General features: G+C 42.9%; 22 protein-coding genes, 1 tRNA gene and 1 pseudogene. 21 read left to right on the top strand and 3 right to left on the bottom strand.

Going from position 1 to position 18,712, the window contains the following annotated elements:
• The first annotated feature begins 63 nt into the window (after positions 1 to 63).
• The 6 genes from GB992_RS04315 to GB992_RS04290 all read left to right on the top strand — a co-directional run bounded on the left by GB992_RS04315 (position 64) and on the right by GB992_RS04290 (position 4,483).
• Positions 64 to 2,139: a peptidoglycan D,D-transpeptidase FtsI family protein gene (locus tag GB992_RS04315; protein WP_162855615.1), complete on the top strand. Its 2,076-nt coding sequence runs from the start codon at positions 64 to 66 to the stop codon at positions 2,137 to 2,139.
• 98 nt (positions 2,140 to 2,237) lie between these two features.
• Positions 2,238 to 2,387 carry a 50S ribosomal protein L33 gene (gene rpmG / locus GB992_RS04310; RefSeq protein WP_081495844.1) on the top strand — a complete coding sequence of 50 codons (150 nt, stop codon included), beginning with the start codon at positions 2,238 to 2,240 and terminating at the stop codon, positions 2,385 to 2,387.
• An 89-nt stretch (positions 2,388 to 2,476) separates the two neighbouring features.
• Positions 2,477 to 3,031, top strand: coding sequence for a 5-formyltetrahydrofolate cyclo-ligase (locus tag GB992_RS04305; RefSeq protein ID WP_161001368.1), 555 nt, complete (start codon positions 2,477 to 2,479; stop codon positions 3,029 to 3,031).
• Positions 3,031 to 3,726, top strand: coding sequence for a rhomboid family intramembrane serine protease (locus tag GB992_RS04300; protein WP_161001367.1), 696 nt, complete (start codon positions 3,031 to 3,033; stop codon positions 3,724 to 3,726). Before GB992_RS04305 ends, GB992_RS04300 begins: the two co-directional genes overlap by 1 nt.
• A gap of 39 nt (positions 3,727 to 3,765) precedes the next feature.
• Positions 3,766 to 4,008, top strand: a complete 243-nt coding sequence (locus GB992_RS04295) for a YqgQ family protein (protein ID WP_017261743.1) — start codon at positions 3,766 to 3,768, stop codon at positions 4,006 to 4,008.
• A gap of 61 nt (positions 4,009 to 4,069) precedes the next feature.
• Positions 4,070 to 4,483, top strand: a complete 414-nt coding sequence (locus GB992_RS04290) for a rhodanese-like domain-containing protein (protein WP_225439093.1) — start codon at positions 4,070 to 4,072, stop codon at positions 4,481 to 4,483.
• 107 nt (positions 4,484 to 4,590) lie between these two features.
• Here the strand turns inward: GB992_RS04290 and GB992_RS04285 are convergent, their stop codons facing one another.
• Positions 4,591 to 4,767: a DUF3042 family protein gene (locus GB992_RS04285; RefSeq protein ID WP_017261745.1), complete on the bottom strand. Its 177-nt coding sequence runs from the start codon at positions 4,765 to 4,767 to the stop codon at positions 4,591 to 4,593.
• A 105-nt stretch (positions 4,768 to 4,872) separates the two neighbouring features.
• On the opposite strand from GB992_RS04285, the gene GB992_RS04280 reads away from it, so the two are divergent.
• From GB992_RS04280 to GB992_RS04250, 7 genes are all read left to right on the top strand, one after another.
• Positions 4,873 to 5,649 carry a glycerophosphodiester phosphodiesterase family protein gene (locus GB992_RS04280; protein WP_161001365.1) on the top strand — a complete coding sequence of 259 codons (777 nt, stop codon included), beginning with the start codon at positions 4,873 to 4,875 and terminating at the stop codon, positions 5,647 to 5,649.
• Positions 5,646 to 6,569 carry a tRNA (adenosine(37)-N6)-dimethylallyltransferase MiaA gene (gene miaA, locus GB992_RS04275; RefSeq protein WP_161001364.1) on the top strand — a complete coding sequence of 308 codons (924 nt, stop codon included), beginning with the start codon at positions 5,646 to 5,648 and terminating at the stop codon, positions 6,567 to 6,569. Before GB992_RS04280 ends, miaA begins: the two co-directional genes overlap by 4 nt.
• Before the next feature lie 151 nt (positions 6,570 to 6,720).
• The gene (locus tag GB992_RS04270) at positions 6,721 to 7,095 is read left to right on the top strand and encodes a MerR family transcriptional regulator (RefSeq protein ID WP_161001363.1); all 375 of its coding nucleotides are present in this window, start codon (positions 6,721 to 6,723) and stop codon (positions 7,093 to 7,095) included.
• Between the two features lie 60 nt (positions 7,096 to 7,155).
• Entirely contained in the window at positions 7,156 to 8,496 is a 1,341-nt protein-coding gene (gene glnA, locus GB992_RS04265) for a type I glutamate--ammonia ligase (protein WP_161001362.1), read from the top strand.
• A gap of 275 nt (positions 8,497 to 8,771) precedes the next feature.
• Entirely contained in the window at positions 8,772 to 9,764 is a 993-nt protein-coding gene (locus GB992_RS04260) for an exonuclease SbcC (protein WP_161001361.1), read from the top strand.
• Positions 9,754 to 10,881, top strand: coding sequence for a hypothetical protein (locus tag GB992_RS04255; protein WP_161001360.1), 1,128 nt, complete (start codon positions 9,754 to 9,756; stop codon positions 10,879 to 10,881). The genes GB992_RS04260 and GB992_RS04255 overlap by 11 nt, the downstream gene beginning before the upstream one ends.
• Positions 10,882 to 10,903: 22 nt before the next feature.
• The gene (locus GB992_RS04250) at positions 10,904 to 11,443 is read left to right on the top strand and encodes a dUTPase (RefSeq protein WP_161001359.1); all 540 of its coding nucleotides are present in this window, start codon (positions 10,904 to 10,906) and stop codon (positions 11,441 to 11,443) included.
• A gap of 95 nt (positions 11,444 to 11,538) precedes the next feature.
• On the opposite strand, the gene GB992_RS04245 is transcribed toward GB992_RS04250, so the two are convergent.
• On the bottom strand, positions 11,539 to 12,216 hold the full coding sequence (locus GB992_RS04245; protein ID WP_431188825.1) for a TetR/AcrR family transcriptional regulator: 678 nt from the start codon (positions 12,214 to 12,216) through the stop codon (positions 11,539 to 11,541).
• Positions 12,217 to 12,680: 464 nt separating this feature from the next.
• Between GB992_RS04245 and GB992_RS04240 the strand changes: the two genes are divergently transcribed.
• From GB992_RS04240 to GB992_RS04230, 3 genes and pseudogenes are all read left to right on the top strand, one after another.
• Positions 12,681 to 12,754: transfer RNA gene (locus GB992_RS04240), tRNA-Arg, on the top strand.
• Between the two features lie 149 nt (positions 12,755 to 12,903).
• A pseudogene (locus GB992_RS04235) lies at positions 12,904 to 13,437 on the top strand (IS30 family transposase); the annotation flags it as partial.
• A gap of 318 nt (positions 13,438 to 13,755) precedes the next feature.
• A complete protein-coding gene (locus GB992_RS04230) occupies positions 13,756 to 14,802 on the top strand; it encodes a CAP domain-containing protein (protein ID WP_161001357.1) in 1,047 nt (348 codons plus the stop codon).
• Positions 14,803 to 14,888: 86 nt separating this feature from the next.
• Here GB992_RS04230 and GB992_RS04225 read toward each other — a convergent pair whose 3' ends face one another.
• Entirely contained in the window at positions 14,889 to 15,857 is a 969-nt protein-coding gene (locus GB992_RS04225) for a hypothetical protein (RefSeq protein WP_161001356.1), read from the bottom strand.
• Between the two features lie 253 nt (positions 15,858 to 16,110).
• On the opposite strand from GB992_RS04225, the gene rpsP reads away from it, so the two are divergent.
• The 5 genes from rpsP to rplS all read left to right on the top strand — a co-directional run bounded on the left by rpsP (position 16,111) and on the right by rplS (position 18,602).
• Complete coding sequence (gene rpsP / locus GB992_RS04220) at positions 16,111 to 16,386, top strand: 30S ribosomal protein S16 (protein ID WP_017261805.1); 276 nt, start codon at positions 16,111 to 16,113, stop codon at positions 16,384 to 16,386.
• Positions 16,387 to 16,403: 17 nt separating this feature from the next.
• Complete coding sequence (locus GB992_RS04215) at positions 16,404 to 16,682, top strand: KH domain-containing protein (protein ID WP_161001355.1); 279 nt, start codon at positions 16,404 to 16,406, stop codon at positions 16,680 to 16,682.
• Positions 16,683 to 16,806: 124 nt separating this feature from the next.
• A complete protein-coding gene (gene rimM, locus GB992_RS04210; protein ID WP_161001354.1) occupies positions 16,807 to 17,334 on the top strand; it encodes a ribosome maturation factor RimM in 528 nt (175 codons plus the stop codon).
• Entirely contained in the window at positions 17,324 to 18,064 is a 741-nt protein-coding gene (gene trmD / locus GB992_RS04205) for a tRNA (guanosine(37)-N1)-methyltransferase TrmD (RefSeq protein ID WP_161001353.1), read from the top strand. The genes rimM and trmD overlap by 11 nt, the downstream gene beginning before the upstream one ends.
• 184 nt (positions 18,065 to 18,248) lie before the next feature.
• Positions 18,249 to 18,602, top strand: a complete 354-nt coding sequence (gene rplS, locus GB992_RS04200) for a 50S ribosomal protein L19 (RefSeq protein WP_017261809.1) — start codon at positions 18,249 to 18,251, stop codon at positions 18,600 to 18,602.
• Positions 18,603 to 18,712: the final 110 nt, after the last annotated feature.

Raw genomic sequence — 18,712 nt, 5'->3', positions numbered from 1 at the left:
AGTGCTTTGCCGAAATTTTACGTATATCGTGTTAAAAGATGTGCAATTATGAATTAGATAAGGATGGTTGAGGATTCAGTGTTTAATAAGTTTATTCAGCGCAGAAAAACGCAAACCAATCACGATGATCAAACGACGCGGATTCCGTTTCGGTTAAATTTACTGCTGGTCATTGTGTTTCTTTTGTTAGCAGCCTTGGCCTTTCAAATGGCTTATTTACAGTTGAAAAAAGGTTCAATGTTTAAGGCAGAAATTAACCGTACGGATAATACGATTGAAACCAACAATGTGCAACGTGGGATGATCTACGATTCAACGGGTAAAGTGTTAGTTGGCAATGAAGCCCATCAAGCCATTAGTTATACCAAGGGAATCAATGTTACCGCTGAAGATATGTACAAAGTGGCGAACAAGCTTGGCGATTATCTGACGGTGCCGACGAATACACTAACAGATCGTCAGGCAGCGATTTATTATTTGGCGGATAGCAAACACAGTGCAGCAGTCACTGCTAAAATTCCTAAGGCTAGTTCCATGAGCACAACTGCTCTGCAGGCCGCTCAACAGGATTACGTGGCCAAACATAAGCCTGAACTATCTGACAGTCAGAAAAACGCTGCCACGATTTTCACCAAGATGAATGGTGCCTATGCCTTGTCCACGACTTACATTAAAGAGACGGACGTAACGCCCACAGAAGTGTCACAAATTGGTGAACACATGTCTGATATGCCCGGCGTAAAAACGGCAACCAGTTGGTCGCGGTCGTACCCTGCAGGAAATTCCGTTAAGAGTTTCGTAGGGACTGTTACGACTGAAAAACAAGGGTTGCCGGCTGATGAGGTTAATGAGTTGCTCTCACAGGGATACTCACGTAACGATTCCGTTGGGTCGAGTTACTTAGAGAAGGCCTATGAGCCAATTCTTCGCGGAACTAAATCCAGAACGTCTGTGGAAGTTAGCAATAATAGCAAAATCACCAAGGAAACCAAAGAATACGCTGGTGCCAAGGGTTCTAATTTGGTCTTAACGATTAATTCTAAATTTCAGGATGATGTTCAAAAAGTCATTGATAAACGCTTGCCAAGTGGCACTTGTCAGGGTGCTTATGCAGTGGTCATGAATCCCCAAACGGGGGCTGTGCTAGCAATGGGCGGTGATTCCCGTGATCCAAACACTGGCAAAGTGACCACTGATGCATTAGGTGCAATTAACCAACCAATCGTTATGGGGTCTGTTGTTAAGCCCGCTATGTTGACCGGTGGTTTCGAGAGTGGCGCCATTACACCTTCGAACAACACACTGGTTGATCAACCGATTGTTCTGACGGGGACGTCGAAAATTACGACTGACTGGAACCAAAACGGGGCTTTCCCGATGGATGCGGCACTGGCGCTAGAAGAATCTTCTAACTCATATGCCGTTCAGGTCGCGATGAAGATGGTTGGTTTCAAATACTCGCAAGGTGAATCCATTAACGGATTACCAAGCACAATGTTCCAGACACTTAGAAATAATTTCAGTCAGTATGGACTAGGTGTTAAGACGGGTATTGACTTACCTGGTGAGTCGGCAGGTTTAAAGGGGCTGTCTGGCCGTGCTAACATTGGGTCAGCCTTAGTTGAGGCGTTTGGTAACTATGATGCGTACACAACGTTACAATTAGCTCAGTACGTGTCAACGCTGGCTAATGGTGGTTACCGGATGCAGCCATACTTAGTCTCACAAATTCGTGGAACTGACAAAAATGGTGGATTAGGAAATGTTGAATATCAGGCCCATCCAAAAGCATTGAACTACGTTTCAGCAAGTGCTGATGCCAAGAAGATTATTAAACAGGGGATGTGGCAAGTGGTCAACGGTTCCTCTGCGCATAAAACTGGTGCTGAAGTGCTAACTAAATTGAAGCCTGGGATTGTTGCTAAAACGGGGACTGCCGAAACATTTGTTAACGGCAAGCAGACTGTTACTTCCAGTATCATTAGTTATGCACCAACAGATAATCCACAAGTTGCAGTCGCTGTAGCGGTTCCTGGCTTGCCGGAAGAAACTGCTTCATATCTTGTTAACCAGGATATTGCAGCTGACATTTATAATTTGTACTGGAAAGATATTCAAAGTTCTGACGGATTTAAATAGTCATTTGTCAGAAAATACTGGTCAACAATGAATAAAAATGATAAAATTGTTCGAGTTGAGGCGTCTTCGCCAATTTCAAGCAGAGTGGAGGGTTAAAGATGCGCGTACACATTACCTTAGAATGCACCGAATGTGGTCGGCAAACATACTTGTCATCAAAGAATCGGCGCAACAATCCAGACCGGATCGAATTAAACAAGTACTGCCCTCACGATCGCAAAGTCACTTTGCACCGTGAAACTAAGTAATGACTAATTAGCGCCTGGGATTTCCTCGGGCGCTTTTTTGTTTTCAATAGAAAATAATCGCAATCATTATCCGCTGATGGAGGTGCATGATGCAAACAAAAGATGCAATCAGAAAAAACGTAATTAATGCATTGGAAAGAATGGCGCCGGCGGATAAGGCGGCTGAAAGCCAACAACTCATCGATGGGCTGGTTGGAAGTTCAATTTGGCAAGATGCTAAATCAATCGGCTTAACCATGAGTGCAGCAGTCGAGTTAGATACGCGTCCGTTAATTGCTCAGGCGTTGGCAGCTGGCAAACAGGTTAGTGTGCCCAAAACACGCCCACATCGTCAGATGACGTTCATTACGTTAGGGACTGGTGTTTCTTTTGAGGCGTCTACATTTGGCATTCAGGAGCCTGTTGGCGGTCAGAGCATTGACCCTAATCAGATGGACTTAATCGTTGTGCCTGGCGTTGCCTTTGCTGATGATGGTAGTCGCATCGGTTTTGGGGCTGGCTATTATGATCGTTATTTAGCTGTGTTTAAGGGTGAAACAGTCAGTTTAGCTCTGTCACCACAACGTTTTCGTAAACGGACGTGGACAGCCGATTCTTTTGATATAAAGATAAAACAAATCATTTCACTCAAGGAGGCAGATTAATGAACGTTTGGCAACGCATACGGCGAGGGTCACCAGTAACAGTCGGACTAATTATCATCAATGTACTCGTTTTTTTGTGGATGCTGTTTGAATTTGGCATTCAGGGCATTTCATTAGCGAGCCCATTTTCTGTTCAATCGCTGGATCAATCAGGCGCATTGTCTGGAACCGCAGTTCAAGCTGGCGAATGGTGGCGGTTAATTACACCAATGTTTATTCACGTCACGTTTGAGCATATTGCGCTGAACATGATTACGCTTTATTTTTTGGGTCGTTATGTGGAGATGACGTTTGGTCATTGGCGGACGTTGGTCATTTACTTGGTCAGTGGTTTTACCGGTAATGTTTGGAGCATGTTCTTTCATCCGGAAGGATTGTCTGCAGGTGCTAGTACAGCCATTTTTGGTCTTTTTGGTGCGTTTATTGCATTAGACGTCATTGAACAAAATAATCCCGCGATTCATGCAATTGCTCGGCAATTCTCAATCTTAGTGGTCGTTAACTTGGTGTTTGATATCTTTGCCGTTGGTATTGATATCTGGGGGCACATTGGTGGGTTGATTGGCGGAATTGCCGTGGCCTTCTTGCTGAGTGTCCCAAAGCGTTATAACAATCCAGCCGTTTCACGCTGGCTGCGTGTGGTCGGCCTAATTGGTGTAGTTGTTGCAAACTTTGGACTCATTCGTTTGTTTTAATCTGGATGAGTTGAAATCGTCAAAAGTGAGGCAAAATTTATGTATCGGGACAATCCGAAATCATTACGCACGTTGTACGATGTTCAGCAGGTGTTAAAAGCATTCGGCATCTATGTCTATGTGGGTAAGCGAATGTGGGATATTGAAGTCATGGCACTGGAGCTGGATAATTTGTACCGGATGAACGCCATTGACAAACCAACGTGGCTACAAGCGAAAGTGGTGTTGACACATGAACACCGGATTGAAGAGCAAAAATCAAAAAAGACTAATGAGCACTAGGCACTGTTTGAACAAATGTGTACAATGTGAGTATTGAGTTTAGAAGATGGAGGGATTGTTCGTGTTAGTTGCTGCTTCTGTAGGAGAAATTATTTTTGACGTTGTTGGCCTGTTAATTGTGTTCGGTTGGATTGGATGGCGTGTTTATCTAGTTATTAAACGTCGGCAAGTTTCAACGTTGTTAACACAGGAAGAATTTCAGGCAGGAATGCGTAAGGCGCAAATTATCGATGTTCGTGAAAAAAAGGACTTTGATTCTGGCCACATTCTTGGCGCTCGCAGTGTGCCCTATTCAACCTTCAGTCAACGTTATAAAGAAATTCGTGATGACTTACCAGTTTATCTTTACGATGAAGGTAAGGCATTGAGCACACGGGCAGCCCTTCGTTTGGCTCGCAATGGTTACAAACAGATTTTTATCTTGACGGATGGCTATGGCCACTGGGAAGGTAAAACGAAAGCTAGTAAGTATTAGATTTGGTGTTTTGAAGTTATTAAAAAATCGGTATCCATCATGAATTCAAACGAATGCATGATGGATACCGATTTTTTGTGTAAAATAAATTGGAATATGCGAAACTACTAGTTGAGGTGAGATGAACGGGATTTACGGACAGCCCGTCGACGATTGTCATCCACGCGTTGTTCTTCGTCCTCAATGGGTGAAACAACGGTTTTGTGGAATGAAAAAACACCAGCGGCTACAGCACCAATAGTTGCTAATGTGCCTAATAAAAATCCTTGTGTAAATTTCTTCATGGTTTGACCTCCTCAATTTTTTATAATAATCAAGATGCGATTTAAACTACACGTTTATTATGTCTTTTTTTAACCGTAACGTCCAGTGAAAGGGGGTACATTTCGGTGACACTGATTATCGCTCATCGCGGTCTTGCCCGTCAACGTCCTGAAAATACAATGGCTGCGTTTAAAGCAGCCTTGAGCTGTGATGCTGATGGCCTCGAAACTGATGTTCAGGAAACAGCAGATCACGAGCTAGTTTTGTGTCATGACAGCCGTGTCGATCGGACAACAAATGGCACTGGTGAAATTAGTCGCCTACGGTTGACGACAATTCAACAGTTAGACGCAGGCTGGCGGTTTTATGGCCATAAATCTGACATCAGAATACCGACACTGGTCGAACTCTTGGATTATTTAGAAAAACAAGCTTTTCAGGGTGTTCTCAATTTAGAAATTAAGGTCCCAAAAAATGGCAGTGTATTGGTGGCACAACATTTAGCCGACGTGTTAGCCAGTTTTCCGACGTTACTGTCGGCCATAGTGGTGTCTAGTTTTAGCCACCAGTTACTGGCAGTTTTCCATCATGCCTTACCTGTCGTTGAAACGGCGCTACTCACGCGTTGGCCAATGTCAGCTGTACGACTTGCTCATCGTGGCGTGTCAGTAACCAGTGTGCACCTTAAGTGGTGGTGGTTGTTTATGGATAAGAGATGGATTTTCAATAATCGGGCCATCGTTAGAGTTTGGACGGTTAATCAATCATCAGTGCTCAAAAAATGTTTCCAGCTAGGTGTGGCCGCCGTTATTACCGATGAACTTGAGCTTGCCCAAATGTTACGATCAGTTTATTCAACAAGTGAATTTCCAAAATGTGAATCAAAGGAAAATAGAAAATGAAACCAAAGGTATTAATGATTGTTGGTCCAACGGCTGTGGGTAAAACAGATTTATCCATCAGACTGGCGAAAAAATTTAACGGGGAGATTATTTCCGGTGATTCAATGCAGGTATACCGTCATCTTGACATTGGCACGGCTAAGGTGACTGCTGAAGAACGCCAAGGGGTACCACACTTTTTGATTAATGAATGTGACGTTCAGGATTCTTTCACGGTAGCAATGTTTGCTGAACGTGCCGCCACGCTTATCTCAGAAATCACTGCGCGCGGTCATCTGCCAATGATTGTTGGCGGGACCGGCTTTTATTTACAAGCATTGCTAACTGGGCTACAACTGGGAACACCGGCAAATCAGCAATTTCGTGACCACTGGCAGACACTGGCTGTTGAACATGGCAATCAGTGGGTTTGGGATCAGCTCAAACAGCGGGATGAAATTGCCGCTAGCAAGATCCCTGCTGGCAACGTTCGCCGCGTGATCCGGGCACTAGAAGTCTTTGAGACAACCGGAAAATCCATTGAGGTTCAAACAGATCATCCGAATCGGTATGACGCGTTCATCGTTGGTTTAAATACGGATCGAGCGGTATTGTACGAGCGGATTAATAAACGGGTTGATTTGATGTTGCAAGCTGGCTTGTTGGATGAGGCCCAGTGGCTTTTTGAACAGGGCGGTGAAAACCTGCAGGCTGGCCGCGGTATCGGCTATAAAGAACTGTTTCCCTATTTCCGCAAAACAGAATCGTTAGATCAGGCGGTGGGCATATTGAAACAAAACTCTCGTCATTATGCCAAACGGCAATTAACTTGGTTCCGTCATCAATTACCAGTTAACTGGTACGATTTGATCCAGCATCCTGAGAAACTTGAGGCTATAGAAAGACAGACACGAGTGTGGCTGGCAAACCAAAATAACTGATTGCACAGAAATGATATGCCTCAATTTTGTTATTTTTAAATTAAAGTCAGTCTTTCATGTCAGAACTTATGACACGAAAGATTGACTTTAATACTTTGCGGTGGGATGATGCAGTTGTTCAAATGTTTGTGAGTTTTTGGGAGGCTGACTGATGGCGGAAAAACAGTTGCGTCGGTCATTGGCAATTTTACCGATGAGTACGGTAATGGCGCTGACTGACCTTTCAGCACGACAGATTCGGTATTATGAGACACAGGCGTTAGTCCATCCAGCACGGAATGAGGGAAATCGTCGGCGTTATTCATTGAATGATGTGGATCGTTTGCTGGAGGTGAAGGATGGTCTAGCAAGTGGGATGGACTTTGCGACAATGCGCCATTTGTATGCAAAGACACATCAGGTTGAGTCTACACAACTGGAATCGAAACGGTTGTCAGACGAACGTGCACGTCATTTGCTTGAAGCTGAAATGCAACAGTTAGCAGGGATGCGGCCACCACAGTCTGGTCTTCAACAACACTTATAAGCGCTTTTCTTTAGAAACAACAGTTGGCAATTGAGGTTAGTCGAAAGGATAGGCAGGAACATGGCAAAGAAGACATACACGAAGGATGAAATTCGCGAATTGGTCAAAACGGAACACGTGGAATTTTTACGATTAATGTTTACTGATCTGATGGGTTCAATTAAGAACGTTGAAGTGCCGACGAGTCAATTGGGCAAGTTATTAGATAACAAGTTAATGTTTGATGGCTCATCCATCGATGGCTTCGTTAGAATCGAAGAAAGTGATATGTACCTTCACCCAGACCTGTCGACGTGGATGATTTTTCCGTGGGGCAGTGAACATGGTCGGGTAGCCCGAGTGATTTGTGAAGTTTATACAACGGATGGAAAACCATTCGAAGGTGATCCTCGTAACAATCTGATTCGTGTCGTTGATGAGATGAAGGCTGCCGGTTTTACGTCTTTCAACATTGGTCCGGAACCAGAATTCTTCCTGTTTAAAATGGATGAAAATGGCGAACCAACATTGAAGCTGAATGACAAGGGCAGCTATTTTGATTTGGCACCAATGGACCTTGGTGAGAATTGCCGTCGCGACATTGTCCTCGAACTCGAAAAAATGGGCTTTGAAGTCGAAGCTGCCCATCATGAAGTTGCACCTGGCCAGCATGAAATCGACTTTAAGTATGCTGATGCACTGGAGGCGGCCGACAATATTCAAACCTTTAAACTAGTCGTTAAAACAATTGCGAGAAAGTACGGACTATTTGCCACCTTTATGCCCAAGCCACTTGAAGGGATCAATGGGTCAGGCATGCATATGAATATGTCATTATCAACTGCTAAGGGAAATGCGTTTTACGATGCTGATGGGGAATTGGAACTCAGCGAAACCGCTTATCATTTTCTTGGTGGTCTGTTGGCTCATGCCCGTAATTTAACTGCTGTTGTAAATCCAATTGTGAACTCTTACAAACGTCTGGTACCAGGTTTCGAAGCCCCAGTTTACGTAGCCTGGTCAGGTTCCAACCGTTCACCACTGGTTCGTGTGCCTAGTGCACGTGGCAATTCGACACGCTTAGAGTTGCGTTCAGTTGATCCTGCTGCCAATCCATATCTTGCCATAGCTGCGATGTTGGAAGCCGGTTTGGATGGCATTCGTAATGGGATGACACCGAACGATTCTGTGGATCGCAACATCTATTCAATGGACGAAAAAGAGCGTGAAACTAACCACATTAGCAATTTGCCAGACAATTTACACAATGCCACGAAAGCCTTGCAAAGTGACCCCGTTATGAAGGCAGCTTTAGGCGATCATTTATTCCAAAGCTTTATTGAAGCCAAAAAGCTGGAATGGGCATCGTATCGTCAGTCTGTCACTAAGTGGGAACGTGATCAGTATCTGGAACAATATTAATATTTGAAGGCTGTTTCTTGGTGCAGCAATGTGCTTTTCAATTTAGGTTGGTCAGTCATCAAGTTATAGTAAAATAAATAAACATTTAACCGTGATGAATAGCGTCGCTTTTTGGCTGAAATGCGACTGCGGATATTCATCACGGCTTTTTGTCTAAAAAATTCTAAATTTAAATGTTAAGAAAACGTTTGCAACACTGCCGGGGCGATTGTCGACATGATGGCAGTAGTGTACGATATAAGTGTATGAATTTAGTGAACAAGGGGTAAGACGGCATGGATAATCCACAAACGAAAAAAGTCGGATCACGTAATGTACGTCCTGAGTTGTCTGGTAAACTCGGACAAAAGTCACGTTATTTGGATGAATTAACCGGCGCCATTAATGATTTTAATGATCGTCGGGTCTACGAATTAGTTGACCCACAACGTTACAACACGTTGATTAGGGGCAATAAACAAACGGAAGGCAACCAATTAGCACGTTTGGTCGATGATATACACCCTGAACTCAGCCATTATTTGAGTGCGGCGCTTATTGCTTATTTAAAGCACACATACCCATTCTTTTATTTTGAAGAACCAGAAAATGGCAAATTCAATGTATTCTTTGGGAACTGGTGGGATCGTCGCCAGTTTGGTGAATTAGACGTTTTAAACGCCCAATTCATTTTTGACAGCGAAGAATATGAAAAACTGACACAGTCGTTTGCACTTGAATCAGAAGGCAAAAACTACAATTCGGATCGCATCAAAGACATTGCTCGGCAAAGTCAAGAATTGCAGGAACTGGTCAAGAACCAAGAACAACGAGATTTGCAAAAAGAAAAATTACGGTCTCAACTTAAAGAAGTTGGGGAATCGCGCACGTTGTTTAACGGCGGTCATTCGAAGGCTGAACGTCAAGATATTTTGGATCAGTTGACCAAGCTCGCTGACGAGGATGATCAGGCAAACAACGCTTATAAAGGGATGAAAGCCAACGAAGATGAGTCGTTAGTTTTGTCTAAGGAAGACACGATTCTAAGCTACGAAAAGCAAGCGATTCGCAAAGTGTTTGGTGACTTTGCCACGTTTAAAGATCGTAATGCTAGCTTATATGTTGACTATATCAGTCATCTAATTGGTCGGGCAATTGAAGCAGGACAAGCTGACCCGGATGAAAAAATGCCATCCAGTGAAATTCGTTCTCAGGATAGTGCACTTGCTGCTAACGCAGAGAGCGCAAGCAATTCAGCAACTAGTGAGGTGACTTCAGATGACAAGTGATGATAAAAGAGATTTGACGTCAGCTAGTGCTGAATCTACTGAAGCAAGCACGGCCAATGATGTCCATTCTGATCAGACTGCATCAACGGCAACTAAGCAGCAACAATCTTCCGAGACTGATTCGGCAGTAGCCACAGATTCTGCAGCTGTCAGTGCAACGAAAAATGACGCTGAGTCTGGCACCAGTAAAGAGAAAAAAGTAGATACGTTAACGCCAAGTCAACGTTTTAGAATCTACAACAACAACATAAAAGATGGTTTGCAAAACGGCATTCAGTTCACTAAGTATTTGGATCAACTGACTGAGACGCAAGACACTGATGAATTGTTAGATTCGGCTACGCATTTATTTGATTTTAAAATGGATACCGCGTTTGTAACTTTTCCCCACCAATACACGGCTTCTGACTATTATTTGCTCTTTATGAGTCGTTTGCTGGAGATTCACGAAGAAAAAGGATTAATTCTCACCAGTGCAGCTGATCATGAAGAATTAAGCGTTACGTTTGACGCGTTAGGCACACAACCTGACTTTAAGTTTGTCTTGGTTGGTGGTCGCAATGGGGGCGCCTTCTTCACAGATAAGGCTTCCGGTCTCCACTTGTTCTATATGAACCTGGAACGTCAGCAAATTCGGTTCAACAGCAAAGCATTTACTGACCTATTTGCGGTGGCGTTAGCTGATCAACCAGCGGACAAGAAGATGTCTGCTATTGATACACTCATTACGTTTGCCAAAGATTTACAGCGTGACTATCACTTTACGGCTGACTATAACTTGTTAGAAACTGACAATAATGCGGAGTATCAAACGAAACATCCAGCATTGCCAGCAGGAACAGTGGACAAGCTCTTTGTGGCCTCGGCTGACAGTCATTATATGCTACAAAATGCCCCCGCAGGCAATGGCGCTATCATTGACTTAGAAGATGAACTTGTCTTTGGTATTGCGGACGCTGGCACGCAGACAGCACCTAAGTGGGTCATCACCACGACGGATCCTAAGAACCAAATTTCTTTGATGGCAGTGTTGTTGAACTATGATTTCATTCGTCAATGGTACTTAGCTAATCGTGATGATTTAGAAATTCAGTCCGATCCGTTAATTTTTGCTTAATAGACAGGTTAGGGGAATTACAATGTTAGATTTAGCGATGCTTTTGCGCGAATGCATTGAGTTTGATCAACAAGTACATGATGCAAAGCAATTACATTGGTCGCGTGAGGATAGTCTACAGAACGCATATTTAGCCTTAGACGTCGAGTTGGCCGAGATTGCGAATACGAGTGAATGGTTTAAGGTGTGGAAAACGCACCGCGGTAAAAGTAATCCTGGTCAAACATCCCATCAGACGCTGTTAGAAGAATATGTCGATGCATTGGATTTCTTTTTGTTGATTTTCCATAAACAGCAATGGACGCATTTAACAGTCTTAACGCCTGACGAATTGACTAAGCTGACAAAGGGACCGGATCTTAATCTAACCAAGACCTATTTGGCCATTAACAGTATGATTTTATCCAGTCTAAAAGAACATCGTCAGGGCGATTTTGGCCATGCGTGGCACTTATTCTTAACAATGGGTTTGCGTGGCTTTGGCTTTACGCAAAATGAAATTCAGGAAGCTTATCAAGCAAAGCGCGAAAAAAATTTAAAACGTCAGGCTAATGACTATTAGTCTTTTCGTGATAATATAGCAATCAAAACAAGGCTTAACGTTGGGTTTATAGCCCAACGTCAGGCCTTATTTTGTGTTCATTAGCACGCTTACGCCTACCAGTTATTAGTTTGACGAGCCAATAATTGCGGATCTGAATAGAAAAAGTTGGTAAACGTAACTGTTTTTGGAGAACCGGCGCTCACGAGCGAAATCATTTTATGAACTGATCCTGTCATATAATGTGGTGTATAAATCATGCCTTCAATGAGCCAATTTTTGATTAAACCAACATAAGCAGAAACAGTAAAGGCAATTTGAATGTTGATTGGTACGCCGATGTCAGCAAACGCCGGTTTCATCTGATCATAGAAACGATTTAGATAGCCAGTCATTCGGGCATATAATTCATGTTCAAATAACCCATTTTCCTGTGTATTCAACAAAACGTTGAACATCTGAGCGTCTTTTTCAATGTAATTAAAGGCGTTGTTTAAGTAAAAGACATTTACTGCATGACCGTTCAGAAAGGCGTAATGCTCTGGTAAACTGTCAGTGCCGTCATCAATGACGGCATCAAAAAAGTCATCCAAAATTTCAGTCATGGCACGTGAAATGAAATCTCGCTTGTCTTTATAATGTAAATAAAATGTTCCTCGAGTAATGTGCGCAGTTTCAGTGATCTTTTGAACACTGATATTTTCAATTTTGTATTGTTGCATCACACTGATTAGGGCAGTTTTTAAACTTGACCGCGTTTTAATCACCCGAGGGTCCAAATGTTTAACCATGATGCACCCCCAAGTTGCTCAATTTATTAGACAGCACTCTGATAAATGTTTACAAAGCCTATTATATAAGAAATGAAAGCGCTTCGTCAACAGATAAAGGGACTATATTACACATTCTTGCAAGCGAATACATTTGTGCAGTATAGTAATCTTTTAGCTTATATTTCGTGGCCGGCACGTGTAGTTCAAGAAATCTAGATATAAAAAAGAATTTTGTCCTTTTCTTTGCGGTTTTAACTGTGATACACTGTTCCAGTCCCGAACTTATCCGTTTGGGATCATTCCAGGCGGTCACTTCGGTGATCGTCTTTATTTTTGGATCAGCACTATACATGACTAAATTTGGTTTTAATTGCTTAGACAATTTGTTCAATACCAACTTGTTGCTTGGCAATTATATTGAATAATCTTCTAAACTTAAATTGACACTGTCGATTCCGTTTTTTATACTAATAAGGTTAAGTTTCGCAACAGTAGCTCAGTTGGATAGAGCATCGGTCTTCTAAACCGAGGGTCGTGGGTTCGAACCCCACCTGTTGCATTTTTGTATTATCGGTTTTATTACCAACTGATAAGCGGCGAATGGTATAAGGTAAATTGTAAAATTAATCCGAACGCTGTTCGGACAAAAAAGATCAGCTTCCTTTAAAATGGTGTTTACCACAAACCCATTTTTTAGGAGCTGATCTTTTGTCTAGTATAACCTATTCTGAACGAATTAAAATTGAAACCTTTTGTGAGCTAGGACTGACCAATATCCAAATGGCTGAGCGGTTAAAACGATCTCCGTCTACGATTTCTTATGAATTATCTCGTTGTCAACCTTATCAAGCTGAATTAGCACAGGCCAACGCTGAATATAAACGGGCGCATTGTGGCCGAAAAACTAAACTGAATGCCAAATTAAAGCAAACCATTCTAAACCATTTACGTCTAAGCTGGTCACCGGAAGTGATTGCGCATGAGCTTAAACTAGCCACTAAATCTATTTATAATTGGCTATATCAGGGGAAAATTGAATTCTCCTTGAGTGAACTACCTGAACATGGGCTACGCCAACGGCGTAACCTTGACCAACGTTCTAAATATAATCAATCATTAGGGCGTTCAATTGAACAACGACCAATTGTGATTAACCAACGTAACCGCATCGGTGATTTTGAAATAGATACAGTGGTTGGACCTCGTGGACATAGCAAGGCTGCTTTATTAACGGCACTTGAGCTTATTAATCAACGACCATTAAAAATCCATCATCAACAGACTGCCATTGAAAGTTTCCGGGCTTGTTCGGATTAAACTTGTAATTTGCCTAAAGTAATTAATTTGCACGTGAACACGTCCCTAAATGAATTACATTTAGCATACAACATTTCAATGAATGAAAGAATTAGCAATTGGACCTGATTCGCTCACAGTTTGTTGTTATACTAAAATAAATGATAGAAATACGATGGCATTTTTAAATGAGTTAAGGGGATTAAACAGGTTAACTTATTTTTCAAGGTCATTATTTTGAATGACGGGAATGAGCAAACGGTAATGTCAAAAAGATGGGTAAAGCGATGGTTAGTTTCAATTGGCGTGAGTGTGTGTGCTTTAACATTAGTATCAATAATTCATACGCCTTCTGTATCAGCTGCCACTTATACTAATGCTGAACAGCGACAAATCGATAAGCAGCGTAAAATGTACCATAAAATTAGTCAACGTGAGTATGACGATCACAATAGTTACGCACGACGCCCGTCTTTTAAAAAGCATTTGGTGGCTGGCAAACTTTCCAATCAGTATCAGACGCAATTATTGGCATCACTGAATTTTTATCGTCAAATTGAGGGATTGCCAACTGTTCACTACGAATTTAATACTAATCAACAAGCCCAAACTGCAGTGGCTGACATGGCTGCCGCTAATAACTTTCAACATGGTTTAAAGGGGATCGAACGACCGGGAATTGTTAGTCAGCAACAGTGGCAAGAAGGTCAGCAAATCACCCTTAATAGTAATATTGGTGAAATGAACGTGCCAGAGCGTCTTGACGCAACTATGGGCAATTACATTCGCGACAATTTCAATGTGGAGGGCAACAATACTGGTCATCGTGCGTGGTTGTTGTCTCCGGTTATCCATAGCGTTGGCATAGGCGTCGCACACCGTCCTAACGCGACGTTTGCCTACAGTGACATTTATTTTACGGATCAGGCACAACGAGCCGTCACGCCCAATCGCGCTGTCGTAATCAACTATCCGACCACCGGTGTTTTTCCGAAAGAGCTTTTAACGAGTGACGTTAAAAATCGCCCCGTTTATTGGTCGAGTGCTTTCACCATGGAACAAGGGACAACAGGCAGGGTCCAAGTACAGGTCACTGACTTAACTGCCAAACGGACGGTTAACGCATCTCACGTCAATCTTGATCGTACGAATCATTTTGGCCAGTTTGCATCAATCATTACTTACCGGCCATCTTTAAAGATTGTAAATGGTCACAAGTATCGTGTTCGTTTGACGGGACTAACTCAGTATCCTAAGGGTTATCAGTATCAATTTAAGCCATTTTCACTTTCCCGTGATGCTTCACATTAAACGTAAAAAAGGTATCAGCCTCTGACTTCCAATTAAATGGGATGACAGAGGCTGGTACCTTTTTTGATAATGCGTTCATTAAGCTATTAAAAACTGCTGAGCAAGTCCTGCATTTTATTAACGATGCCGTTAACGCCACTATCTTTTAGTGTACTGCTAGCATCAGAAGGGCTGGAACTATTTTCTAAATCACCGACTGTGGTCGAAAGCTTATTTAGCTGAGATGACATGGCACCACGAACGACAGCGTTCGAATTTCCTTGTTGCACTTGTTGCTGAAGATCTGAAACTTGTTGCTGAAGAGAGGAAATCGTGGACTCATATTGTGCTCGATCGTTACTATCTTTGTAGTCATTAACCGCTTGTTGGGTATTTTTAACGACGGTAGTCATTTCTTTGACTTGCGATTTTAAACTGCCAACCTTGTTAGATAAGCTGCTGTTTTGAGAGGTTAAGGATGCTTGTTGCGATGAGGCAGCGGCAGATGATTCAGCAGCCTTAGAAGATGCCTCGGCGCTGCTAGCGGCCGCTGCAGAGGAACTGGCGGCCAAACTGGAAGAAGAAGCTTCGGCTGCCTGATTTGCTGCATTTTGGTGAGCGGAAACACCCCAAATGACGAGCACCAGTACTAAAAGTGCAGCGACGCCTCCAATGATCAACCGTTTTGGACGACGACGTTTACTTTTGGGCTGGGTAGCACCTGAAGCAACTTGACTCGCGGCAGCAGACTCTGGTGCGGATTCAACAACAATCGGGGAATGGCCGTCAAGATCGGCTTCCGTATTGACAATGGTCAAAGTGAAGGCAGCACGGCCGACATTTCCCCGGTCGTCCATCACGGCAACGGGTACCTGATGCTGACCTGCGACTGAAAAATCAATATTTTCAAGATTGGCGTTTAAATGCGCGGTGAGGTCTGTGCCCCGACTGTCCATTGCTGTCGCGCCTACAGCTTGCAATAACCGTGCATTCGTGGGACGATTGATCGCATCCGTTTTAACAATCCGCAATTGTGGATGAAGAAAGCTAATACGCGGATCCAAATTATTTTGCATATGAAACTCCTTTTAATGGATCGTTTTTATCGAATTAAATGTACTGTTAATGTATCATAGCGCATTTATTATGAGGTTTAAGTTTAGCCAATCTTGACCAGACTTTAAGTATCTTAACTTTTTTTACAGAATTGTTGAGGGTTGAAAATCTGCGTCAGAGTGGGATAATTTCAACTGTAAAGAAAAACCTCTTGACACCCTAGGTGAGTTTAGATAAACTAGTACACGTTAAGAAATTGAGGGAGGAAATCTCATGTCTGTAAAAATTCGTTTAAAACGTATGGGTTCTAAGAAGCGCCCATTCTACCGTATCGTTGTTGCTGACTCACGTTCACCACGTGATGGCCGTTTCATCGAACAAATTGGTACTTTCAACACTTTGGTTAACCCAGCAGAAGTTAAATTAGATGCTGAATTAGCAATGAAGTGGTTAAACAATGGTGCGCAACCTTCTGACACTGTTAAAAACATCTTCTCACGTGAAGGTATCATGAAGCAGTACCACGAAGCTAAGTTCACTAAGAAGTAAATTCGAGGCGACAATTCATGAGTACGAATCAAAATAATCGTTTATCAGTCGATGCAGTTGCTTCACTAATCCAAACGTTGGTCCAACCACTTGTTTCACATCCTGATGCAGTTTCTGTACAGGCGGAACAAGGGGACCGTTTTATGAATTATTCATTAACGGTTGCGCCCGATGATATTGGTGAAGTTATTGGCCGTCATGGTCAGGTTGCGCAAGCAATTCGCACATTGGTGTACAGCATTCGGACGGTTGACCAACAAAAGGTTCGTTTGATTATTGTTGACGAGAATAAATAAGGGACCTGAGAATGATTATTTCTCGGTCCTTTTTTTATAATATTTATTAGTTAGCTGTGAGAACAGCACTTATATTTAGTTATAGAGTGTTTGCTGTTGCACGTTAAATGTTAAGGAGATTGGAATGGCATTTTACACCATTGGTAAAATTGTAAATACACAAGGTCTGAAGGGAGAACTTCGGGTTATCTCCAGTACTGATTTTCCAAAGTCACGTTTTAAGGTTGGCAGTCAGGTTTACGTCACGGCACAAACGCCGGGCGCGCACCAAGAAAAATTAACCATCGCCTCCTCAAGACCCCACAAAAGTTTTATCCTCATTACTTTTACAGGAATGAACGATATTAATTTGGTTGAAAAATATAAGGGCGCTGATCTGTATGTTACGGAAGATCAGCAGCAAAAATTGCCTGAAGGTCAATATTATTACCGGGAAATTATTGGGCTTCATGTTATTGACGAACATCAACAAGACCTTGGCACGATTTCTGAAATTATGGCACCTGGTGCAAATGATGTCTGGGTGGTTAAGCGACAAGGTAAGTCTGACTTGTTATTGCCGGTGATTGATCAAGTTGTTAAAGATGTCGACATCGCTAATGGTGTCGTTCATATCGAAATGATGGCGGGGTTGGACAGCGATGAGAATTGATATTTTAAGTCTCTTTCCGGACATGTTTAGTGGGCCATTAACTGAGTCCATCGTTGGTAAGGCTGTTGATAAAGGAATTCTAGATATCAACGTGACTGATTTTCGTCAGTTTACGACGGATAAACATCATCATGTCGATGATACGCCTTATGGTGGTGGCGCTGGTATGCTGTTAATGCCGCAGCCGATTTTTGATGCCATGGATCATGTTGAACAAGAAGCGGGTGATCGAGGGCGCGTGATTTTACTCGACCCGGCTGGCGTTCCTTTTACCGAGCATGTTGCGGAAGACTTTTCTAAAGAGTCACATTTGACATTTATTTGTGGCCATTATGAAGGTTATGACGAACGGATTCGTCATTTAGTCACCGATGAAGTATCCCTAGGCGATTACGTGCTAACCGGTGGGGAGCTTGGCGCTATGGTCATGATTGATGCAACGGTTCGATTGATTCCTGACGTGTTGGGAAATACGGATTCAGCCCCCGGAGATTCATTTAGTAACGGTTTGCTGGAGTATCCGCAGTACACACGTCCGGCAGATTTTAGAGGCATGAAAGTGCCTGAGGTGCTGACAAACGGTAATCATCAATTGATTGATCAGTGGCGTGAAACAGAGTCCTTGAGAAGGACCTATCAACGGCGACCAGACCTGCTTGATAATGCCGAATTGACGGTTTCACAACGTCGTTTATTAGCTGATGTCATAGATGAAGAAACGCGGGGCTAAGCGCGCTTGATAAGTTTGCGGCATTACGTGGTCCGCATCATTCATTAATTCTGTAAAGGAAAATGCCTTTACAAATGCGCTTGTTCTATGGTAATCTAATTTGTGGCTTTGAGCCCAATACTACCAATATTCCGCTGGCGGGATGCCCGTTTATGAATTTTGAGTGAAAGGAAGTTCTCACATTATGAGACAGAACCAATTAATTGAAAAGATCACCGCAGGGCAACTTCGCGATGACATGCCAGATTTCCGTGCCGGCGACACTGTTCGTGTATTCGCACGAATTGTTGAAGGTACTCGTGAACGTATCCAGTTATTCGAAGGTGTTGTTGTTAAGCGCCGCGGTGCTGGTATTTCCGCAACGTACACTGTTCGTAAGATCAGTAACGGGATTGGTGTGGAACGGACATTCCCAGTTAACTCACCACGAGTTGACCACGTTGAAGTAACTCGCCATGGCCGTGTTCGTCGTAGTAAGCTTTACTACTTACGTGCATTGCATGGTAAGGCAGCCCGGATCAAGGAAGCACGTCGTTAAGATTTGCGATTTGAGCCAAACGTCATTTGTCTTCGGACAGGTGGCGTTTTTTGCTGGCTTAATTATTGCTTTTCAAAAATACTAAAAACCACCAGCATTACCGTTAGCAC

Origin of the sequence: Furfurilactobacillus milii (genome assembly GCF_009863985.1) — a bacterium.
In the GTDB taxonomy this organism is placed as follows: domain Bacteria; phylum Bacillota; class Bacilli; order Lactobacillales; family Lactobacillaceae; genus Furfurilactobacillus; species Furfurilactobacillus milii_A.
This window is presented reverse-complemented; position numbering and strand designations above follow the sequence as displayed.

Coding starts and splice junctions, on each gene's coding strand:
- GB992_RS04315 (WP_162855615.1), top strand. CDS start 64: ATGGTTGAGGATTCAGTGTTTAATAAGTTTATTCAGCGCAGAAAAACG.
- rpmG (WP_081495844.1), top strand. CDS start 2,238: ATGCGCGTACACATTACCTTAGAATGCACCGAATGTGGTCGGCAAACA.
- GB992_RS04305 (WP_161001368.1), top strand. CDS start 2,477: ATGCAAACAAAAGATGCAATCAGAAAAAACGTAATTAATGCATTGGAA.
- GB992_RS04300 (WP_161001367.1), top strand. CDS start 3,031: ATGAACGTTTGGCAACGCATACGGCGAGGGTCACCAGTAACAGTCGGA.
- GB992_RS04295 (WP_017261743.1), top strand. CDS start 3,766: ATGTATCGGGACAATCCGAAATCATTACGCACGTTGTACGATGTTCAG.
- GB992_RS04285 (WP_017261745.1), bottom strand. CDS start 4,767: ATGAAGAAATTTACACAAGGATTTTTATTAGGCACATTAGCAACTATT.
- miaA (WP_161001364.1), top strand. CDS start 5,646: ATGAAACCAAAGGTATTAATGATTGTTGGTCCAACGGCTGTGGGTAAA.
- GB992_RS04270 (WP_161001363.1), top strand. CDS start 6,721: ATGGCGGAAAAACAGTTGCGTCGGTCATTGGCAATTTTACCGATGAGT.
- glnA (WP_161001362.1), top strand. CDS start 7,156: ATGGCAAAGAAGACATACACGAAGGATGAAATTCGCGAATTGGTCAAA.
- GB992_RS04260 (WP_161001361.1), top strand. CDS start 8,772: ATGGATAATCCACAAACGAAAAAAGTCGGATCACGTAATGTACGTCCT.
- GB992_RS04255 (WP_161001360.1), top strand. CDS start 9,754: ATGACAAGTGATGATAAAAGAGATTTGACGTCAGCTAGTGCTGAATCT.
- GB992_RS04250 (WP_161001359.1), top strand. CDS start 10,904: ATGTTAGATTTAGCGATGCTTTTGCGCGAATGCATTGAGTTTGATCAA.
- GB992_RS04230 (WP_161001357.1), top strand. CDS start 13,756: ATGTCAAAAAGATGGGTAAAGCGATGGTTAGTTTCAATTGGCGTGAGT.
- GB992_RS04225 (WP_161001356.1), bottom strand. CDS start 15,857: ATGCAAAATAATTTGGATCCGCGTATTAGCTTTCTTCATCCACAATTG.
- rpsP (WP_017261805.1), top strand. CDS start 16,111: ATGTCTGTAAAAATTCGTTTAAAACGTATGGGTTCTAAGAAGCGCCCA.
- GB992_RS04215 (WP_161001355.1), top strand. CDS start 16,404: ATGAGTACGAATCAAAATAATCGTTTATCAGTCGATGCAGTTGCTTCA.
- rimM (WP_161001354.1), top strand. CDS start 16,807: ATGGCATTTTACACCATTGGTAAAATTGTAAATACACAAGGTCTGAAG.
- trmD (WP_161001353.1), top strand. CDS start 17,324: ATGAGAATTGATATTTTAAGTCTCTTTCCGGACATGTTTAGTGGGCCA.
- rplS (WP_017261809.1), top strand. CDS start 18,249: ATGAGACAGAACCAATTAATTGAAAAGATCACCGCAGGGCAACTTCGC.